The organism is Candidatus Polarisedimenticolaceae bacterium (assembly GCA_036376135.1).
Classification (GTDB): domain Bacteria; phylum Acidobacteriota; class Polarisedimenticolia; order Polarisedimenticolales; family DASRJG01; genus DASVAW01.
Window position 1 is genome coordinate 1 of the sequence record DASVAW010000013.1, and the last position, 6,579, is coordinate 6,579.

General features: G+C 68.6%; 9 protein-coding genes and 1 tRNA gene. 6 read left to right on the top strand and 4 right to left on the bottom strand.

The window, feature by feature from the left end; translation table 11 throughout:
* From VF139_01300 to VF139_01320, 5 genes are all read left to right on the top strand, one after another.
* Positions 1 to 218 (top strand): hypothetical protein (locus tag VF139_01300; protein ID HEX6850012.1); only part of this gene is annotated, 218 nt, incomplete at its 5' end.
* A gap of 96 nt (positions 219 to 314) precedes the next feature.
* A tRNA-Val gene (locus tag VF139_01305) sits at positions 315 to 387 on the top strand.
* Between the two features lie 647 nt (positions 388 to 1,034).
* The gene (locus VF139_01310) at positions 1,035 to 1,199 is read left to right on the top strand and encodes a hypothetical protein (protein ID HEX6850013.1); all 165 of its coding nucleotides are present in this window, start codon (positions 1,035 to 1,037) and stop codon (positions 1,197 to 1,199) included.
* Between the two features lie 341 nt (positions 1,200 to 1,540).
* Positions 1,541 to 1,930: a CBS domain-containing protein gene (locus tag VF139_01315; GenBank protein ID HEX6850014.1), complete on the top strand. Its 390-nt coding sequence runs from the start codon at positions 1,541 to 1,543 to the stop codon at positions 1,928 to 1,930.
* 77 nt (positions 1,931 to 2,007) lie between these two features.
* Positions 2,008 to 2,223: a hypothetical protein gene (locus VF139_01320; GenBank protein HEX6850015.1), complete on the top strand. Its 216-nt coding sequence runs from the start codon at positions 2,008 to 2,010 to the stop codon at positions 2,221 to 2,223.
* A 271-nt stretch (positions 2,224 to 2,494) separates the two neighbouring features.
* On the opposite strand, the gene VF139_01325 is transcribed toward VF139_01320, so the two are convergent.
* From VF139_01325 to VF139_01340, 4 genes are all read right to left on the bottom strand, one after another.
* Complete coding sequence (locus VF139_01325) at positions 2,495 to 3,172, bottom strand: amino acid ABC transporter permease (GenBank protein HEX6850016.1); 678 nt, start codon at positions 3,170 to 3,172, stop codon at positions 2,495 to 2,497.
* 2 nt (positions 3,173 to 3,174) lie between these two features.
* Positions 3,175 to 3,846, bottom strand: a complete 672-nt coding sequence (locus VF139_01330) for an amino acid ABC transporter permease (GenBank protein ID HEX6850017.1) — start codon at positions 3,844 to 3,846, stop codon at positions 3,175 to 3,177.
* A gap of 62 nt (positions 3,847 to 3,908) precedes the next feature.
* Entirely contained in the window at positions 3,909 to 4,829 is a 921-nt protein-coding gene (locus tag VF139_01335; protein ID HEX6850018.1) for a transporter substrate-binding domain-containing protein, read from the bottom strand.
* Complete coding sequence (locus tag VF139_01340; protein HEX6850019.1) at positions 4,826 to 5,659, bottom strand: amino acid ABC transporter ATP-binding protein; 834 nt, start codon at positions 5,657 to 5,659, stop codon at positions 4,826 to 4,828. Before VF139_01340 ends, VF139_01335 begins: the two co-directional genes overlap by 4 nt.
* A 195-nt stretch (positions 5,660 to 5,854) precedes the next feature.
* Between VF139_01340 and VF139_01345 the strand changes: the two genes are divergently transcribed.
* On the top strand, positions 5,855 to 6,579 hold a 725-nt coding region (locus VF139_01345), incomplete at its 3' end, for a hypothetical protein (GenBank protein HEX6850020.1).

The window sequence follows — 6,579 nt, forward strand, 5'->3', positions numbered from 1 at the left end:
CTGATCCCGTCCCGCCTCCGAATCCCGGCCCTGATCCGCCCGAGCTGACTCCGATGGCGAGCACGCCCGAGCGACAGCAGGATCCGGGCGAGCACGGCTACGGCGGAACGCAGCAGGAGAAGGAAAAGGAAGACGAGCCCGAGCGCAAGCATCCGCTCGAGGACCCGGACGCGGATCCGCGCCAGGACGAACCGGAACAAGAAGAACCGCGTGCGTGAGCCGGCGAAGGGTGGCCACCGCCACGCGCCGCCTCGATCGACACGGCCTCCCGGCCCGGAAGCGAACCCCTGAGATACCGCTAGGATGCTCACTCCGGGCGCTTAGCTCAGTTGGGAGAGCACCAGCTCGACAAGCTGGGGGTCACTGGTTCGAGCCCAGTAGCGCCCATTCAGAAAGGTCCTGGGTACAGGGCCTTTTTGTTTGCTCGGACGAGGATCGCCAATCCCGAAAACGGTCACCCAGGGTTCCCTCAGGGTCATTCGCCGCGCATCTCCTGTATCACGTCGCGTCGCGTACCGCGCAAGGCGATGCGCTACGGTGACAGGGCGAATGACGGCGAAGCCGCCCATCTTCGACTACTTGCGAAGTCGGGGAGCGCGCATGTCCTGTCCGTTCTGCGGCAATGAGGAGTGGCATGGGTGGGATGAACGGGTCACACTCGACCACGCGATCGGGAGCGGAACGCTCGATCGGCGTGCCGAGGCGTTTCCGCTCACGTGCAGCAACTGCGGGTTCGTCAGGTTGCAGGCGGCACACGTGCTCGACGACCCCCGCGACGAATCGCGTAACCGGCGCGACACCTGACCGCGCCGGCAAGCCCCCAGACGAGCACGATCACGATGGCAACGATCGGGATCGTCCACCGTGCGGCGCTCATTGCTCTTCCGCTCGCCGGTCCTTGCTCTTGCGAAACCGACGACGGGAGCGCCACAGGGTTTGAGCGGCGTCGTGCTGGGGAAGATTCAGCATGAACGAGACAGAGGGCCCCCACGCTTCATCCGGGTCCTACGGCGACGACAGAAGCGAGGAACGGAATGGCTGACGGAAGGGCAGGCGGCAGTGCAGGAATCGGCCTCGGCGGAATCCTCGTGATCATCGGGATCGTCGTCGCAATCGTCTGGAGCCTGTGGCTCGGCATCCTGATCGCCGTCGTGGGTCTCATTGCGTTCGGCGGATTCGCGCGCGGTCGCTGGTACTGACCCCGGCGCGGTCGAGGCGCTCGCACGCCGAGAGGCGCGCCGCCGCGCGCGGATCACTCGGCTTTTCCCCCTCAGCAACGTCTCCCCACCGAGACGCGCCGCCCCACGAGTATCTGCCCCCACCGCCACCAGAGCCCTGCCCGAAAGTCGAGACGCGACCTATCCCTCGATCGAGGGAATCGCGCGCGAGCGCGCAAGTTTCGCCCCTGCCGCGCATCTTCCCGAGTAGAGACGGGACACGTGGGCGGCCGCCGGTTCGTGGCGGCGACGGCGCCGCCCCACCGCCTCTCCTGCGAGACAAGGCGACGGCGTGACGCCCGCGTGCGCGTACCATCCGGGTCATGGTCGAGTCGATGGAACAGCGCGCCGTCTCGGAGGTGATGCTCCGAAACCCGAAGACGCTTGCGTCCGACGTGACCGTGGCCGAGGCGCGCGCCGCGCTCGAGCACGAGGGCACGTACGCCGTGCTCCTCGTGGAGGGCTCGCGGTTCCGTGGCGCGGTGACGGCGATTCCCGCCGACGCCGACCCCGGCGATCCGGCGCTGCAGTTCGTCGACGAGGCGGCGGCGGTCGTCCGCGAGGACACACCGGTGACCGATGCGCTGGCGCTTCTCGACGAGAAGGTGCACGGGCGCGTCGTCGTGCTCGACGGGGAACGCCTGGTCGGGCTGGTCTGCCTGACCGAAGACGGGCAGAGGTTCTGCGGCCGGCCCGGCGCGATGAGCGCCTGACGCACGCGCGTCCGGGGTTTGAGCCCCTCCGCAGACGGGTAACCGACCTGTCATCATCCACCCGGGAGGTAGCCGCCGTGCGTCAGACCCCGATGCAGAACGAGTCGCTCCCGGACTGGATGCGACCACAAGGATCCATGCTTTCCGTGTGCCCGGAGACCGGGTGCGCGAGATTGACCATGGGAGGGCCGTGCGTCGAGCACGATCCGCCCGCGACGGTCGCGTTCGTGCGCGGCCGCCCGTACGTCGCGGAGGCGGCGGCCGACGCCGTGCGCGTCCCGATCGTCGGCTGATCGCACGATCCCCCTCCCGAGGGATGCGGACATCCCCGGCCCCGCGAACGGTGAGCACATGGGTGCTTCCTCCGGTTGGAACCTCGTGGCGCGTCGGCCGCCCCGCGCTCGCGTAGCGGCGAAGCGGCCGGCGCGTCACCTCGCGAGCGTGCCTGCCGGGCACGCGGCGCCCCGCACGCAGGGCGACCGGTCGGGGAGCCCCGCCTCGCTCCGTGTCGTCGAGCAGCACGACGCCGACTCCCGCTGACCCCGCCGGCCCCGGGCGTCCAGCTCAGACGAGGCGCTTCTCGAGGTACGCGGCCAGGCGCGTGAGCGGGAACGAGATCACGAAGAACAGCAGCGCGACGAACGCGAAGATCTCGAACGCGTGGATCTCGCCGATCCCCGCCGGCGGGTAGAACGTCAGCCGCTCGGTCTGCGCCTTTCCCGCCTGGAGCAGCTCGATCCCGCCGATCACGGCGGCTAGCGTCGAGTTCTGGATGATGTTGACGAGCAGGCTGACGAGCGGCGGGAGCAGCCTCCGGAGCGCCTGCGGAAGAATCACCGAGCGGTGGCGCCCCACCCAGCCGAAGCCGAGCGCCGCCGCCGCCTCGTGCTGCTCCCGCGGGATCGACTGCACCGCGCCACGGGTCGCCTCGGCGACCTGCGCGCTCCCCCAGAGGATCAGCGCGATCGCCGTCGCCGTGAGCGGGCCGAACTCGAGCTCCGGGTTGATCGCCGGAAGCCCGAAATAGACCATGAAGACGGTCACCAGGATCGGTAGCCCGCGGAAGATCTCGACGTACCCGCGGGTGAGGATCCGGGCGACCGCGGCGTCGAGGGTCAGCAGGGTGCCGAGCACGATCCCGACCACGGTCGCGCCGACCACGGAGATCGCAGACACCCGGAGGGTCGCCGGGAGCCCGACCTGGAGGATGTAGCGGATGACCGGCTCGGCCCAGTCGGGCATCGCTAGCGGCCCTCCGGGAGCGCGAGCCGCCCTTCGAGGACGCGGATCGCGGCGGACAGGCTCCACACGAGCGCGAGGTAGACGATCCCGATGACCGTCAGCGCTTCGAGCGTCTCGAGCGTGAGGTTGGCGATGTTGATCGCCGTCGTCGTGAGCTCGGGATAGCCGATCACGTACATGAGCGACGTGTTCTTGACCACCGAGATGTAGGTGTTGATCGACGACGGCAGGGCGATCCGGCCGCCGATCGGCAGCGTCACGTTGAGGAACGTCCCGAGCGAGCTGAAGCCGAGCGCGAGCGCGCCCTCCTCGTAGCGCTTCGGGACGGCCTCGAACCCCGCGCGGAAGTTCTCGCTGTTGAACGCGCCGCCCCAGAGCGTCACCGAGACCCAGGCGACGGTGAATGCGTCGAGGCGGATTCCCGCCTGCGGCAGGGCGAAGAAGATCATGAAGATCTGCACGAGGATCGGGGTGTTCCGGATGATCTCGACGTACGCCACCGTGAGCTGGCTGACGACCGGGATGTGCCGCGCGCGTGCGGCGCCGAGGACGAGCCCGATCACGAACGAGCCGGCGATCGCGACCAGGGAGACCTTGATCGTGTTGACGAGGCCGTCGAGCAGCTCGCGCCAGTTCTCGGACACGAACGCCCACAGGTCGTAGACGGCAAGCATGGGTAGGAGACGCGGGTGGCGGCCGCACCGAAGCGACCGCCACCCTGCGAGGCGTCGTCAGCCTACGGGCACACCGTGTCCACGCTCGGCAGACCGGCCGCGCGGTAGGTGAAGTCGTTGTTCGGCCGGAGGATGTTCTTCGAGAACGCCGGCACGAACCGCGGCGCGATGTTGTTCCTGATGATCGGCACGAAGAGATCCTTCTTCTTCATCAGGTTGAGCCGAGCGTCGACCCAGCGCTTGAGCTGGACGTTGCCCTGCTTGATCCCGATCCCGTAGGGCGCCTCCAGGAAGAGGTCGTCGGTCAGTTTCGCGGCCGGGTTCGTCGCCGCGATCAGCGCGAGGGACGTGTCGTCGAACATCACGGCGTCGGCGCGGCCCTGGTTGAAGGCGAGGACCGCGTTCGTGACGCTGTCGACGACAACGGGGTCGGTGCCCGAGAAGCACCGCTTCATCCAGCGGTCGTAGATCGAGCCGCTGGTCGTCGCGACCTTCTTGCCGCCGAGGTCGGCGAGGCTCTTGATCGGCGAGTCGTTCTTGACCAGGAGCCTCCCTGTGGCGTTGTAGTACGCGCGGGAGAAATCGATCCGCGTGTCGCGATCGGCCGTGTACGTGAACGTCGAGATGACGAGATCGACGCGCCCGGTGGTGAGCAATGGTTCACGCGCCGCCGTCGGCGCGCAGACGAATGTCAGTCGCTGCGCACGCCCGAAGGCGTAGCGGGCGAACTGCTTGGCGATCTCCACGTCGACGCCGGCGTTCTTCCCCCGCACGTCGATGTATCCGAACGGCGGCGTGTCGCACTTGACGCCGACGATCAGCCGCTTGCGGCTCGCGATGTCGGCGGGGAGCTTCGGGAGCACTGGGGCCTTCGCCGCCGGCCGCGCCTGCGCGGTCGAGGCGGTGGTCTGGGCGGATCCGAGCGTCGCCGCGACGAACGCGACAACGGCGACCCCTGCCGTGGCCAGGACGATCCTTCTCATTCCTCTCCTCCTTCTGCCTCGGTGATTGTCAATTCGTCGAGAGATCCGGTGAGCTCGAGCGAACGGCGGAGAAAGCGCCGCGTGCGCTCCTCGCGCGGGTTGTCGAGCACGTCGGCCGGCCGGCCCTGCTCGACGATCTTGCCGCCGTCCATGAAGACGACGCGGTCGCCGACGTCGCGCGCGAAATGCATCTCGTGCGTAACCACGAGCATGGTCGTGCCGTGCCCGCGCGCGAGGTCGCGCATGACGACAAGCACCTCGCCGACGAGCTCCGGGTCGAGGGCGGACGTGACCTCGTCGAAGAGGACGACCTTCGGCGACATCATCAGCGCCCGCGCGATCGCGACGCGCTGCTGCTGGCCGCCCGAGAGCTGGTGCGGGTGCTGGCCGGCCTTCTCCGGAAGCCCGACGACGTCGAGCAGGTCTCGCGCGCGGAGCTCGGCCTCGGCGCGGGGGAGCTTTCGGATTCGCCGCGCCGCGAGCGTGAGGTTGTCGATCACGGTCAGGTGCGGGAAGAGGTTGAACTGCTGGAAGACGATCCCGATCCGCTGCCGGACCGCGGAGACGTCGACGCTGCCCCGCGTGATCTCCTCGCCCTCGAAGAAGATGTGACCCGCCTGGATCGGCTCCAGGAGGTTGACGCATCGCAGCAGGGTGCTCTTGCCGCTGCCGCTCGGGCCGATCACCACGAGCACCTCGCCCGTCGGCACCTCGAGGTCGATGCCGTCGAGGACGAGGTTGTCCCCGAAGCTCTTCCGCACGCCCTCGAGCCGCAGAATGGGGTCGGCGCGCGCGTCGGCGGCGTACTCGGCCGCGGCGGCAGTGCTCACGCGAGGCGCTCCGGGTGAGGCCGGCCGAGTTCGATGTGCTTGCTCATCGAATGGGCGATTAGAGGCAGCACGAGAGGTGAAAGTCAAGGCTTTCGCCGGGAGGTCTTCCACGCGTCCGACGAGACGTCTATATTCCTCCGGCGCGGCGGCAGGCAACGCGTTGACCAGAAACGTCGAGCCCAAGGGGGGCACTGAATGAAACGAATACTCATCGCGTGCGTAGCCGTGGCCGCGCTCGCGGTCCCGGGCGCCGCCATCTCGGCGGGTCACGCGAGGACGGCGGCGAGCACGTACACCGTCTTCCTCGGCGAGCAAGGCCCGCCGCCGCCGGCGATCGCGAAGCTCAAGCTCTTCGGCGGGATGAACCAGTTCATGCCGTCGAAGCTCGTGATCGCCGCGGGCGACAAGGTCACGTTCTCCAGTGGCACGTTCCACAGCGTGACCTACAACCCGAAGCCGATCCCGCTGCTCATGCCGGATCCCAAGAAGGGCACGTACGCGGGCTTGGCGGACGCGGCCGGCAACCCGTTCTACTTCGCCGACCTCGGGAAGTTCATCTACAACCCGGCCGCGTTCGGGCCGTTCGGGCCGAAGACGATCTCGGGGTCGACGCCTGTCTCGAGCGGGGCGATGGGGCCGCAGGGGCCGAAGGCACCGCCGGCGACCGCGACGTACACCTTCCCGAAGGCCGGGACGTACCACCTCTTCTGCACGCTGCACCCGGGCATGAAGGCGACGGTCGTCGTCAAGCCGGCCGGTTCCGCGGTGCCGAAGACGCCCGATCAGGTCAAGGCCGAGACGCTCGCCCAGCAGACCGCGGGCTACGCGAAGGGCATCGCGCTCTCGAGGACCAAGGTCGCTGCACCCAACACGGTCGTGATGGGAGTGGGAAGCAAGATTGCGCTGCTCCAGTACTTCCC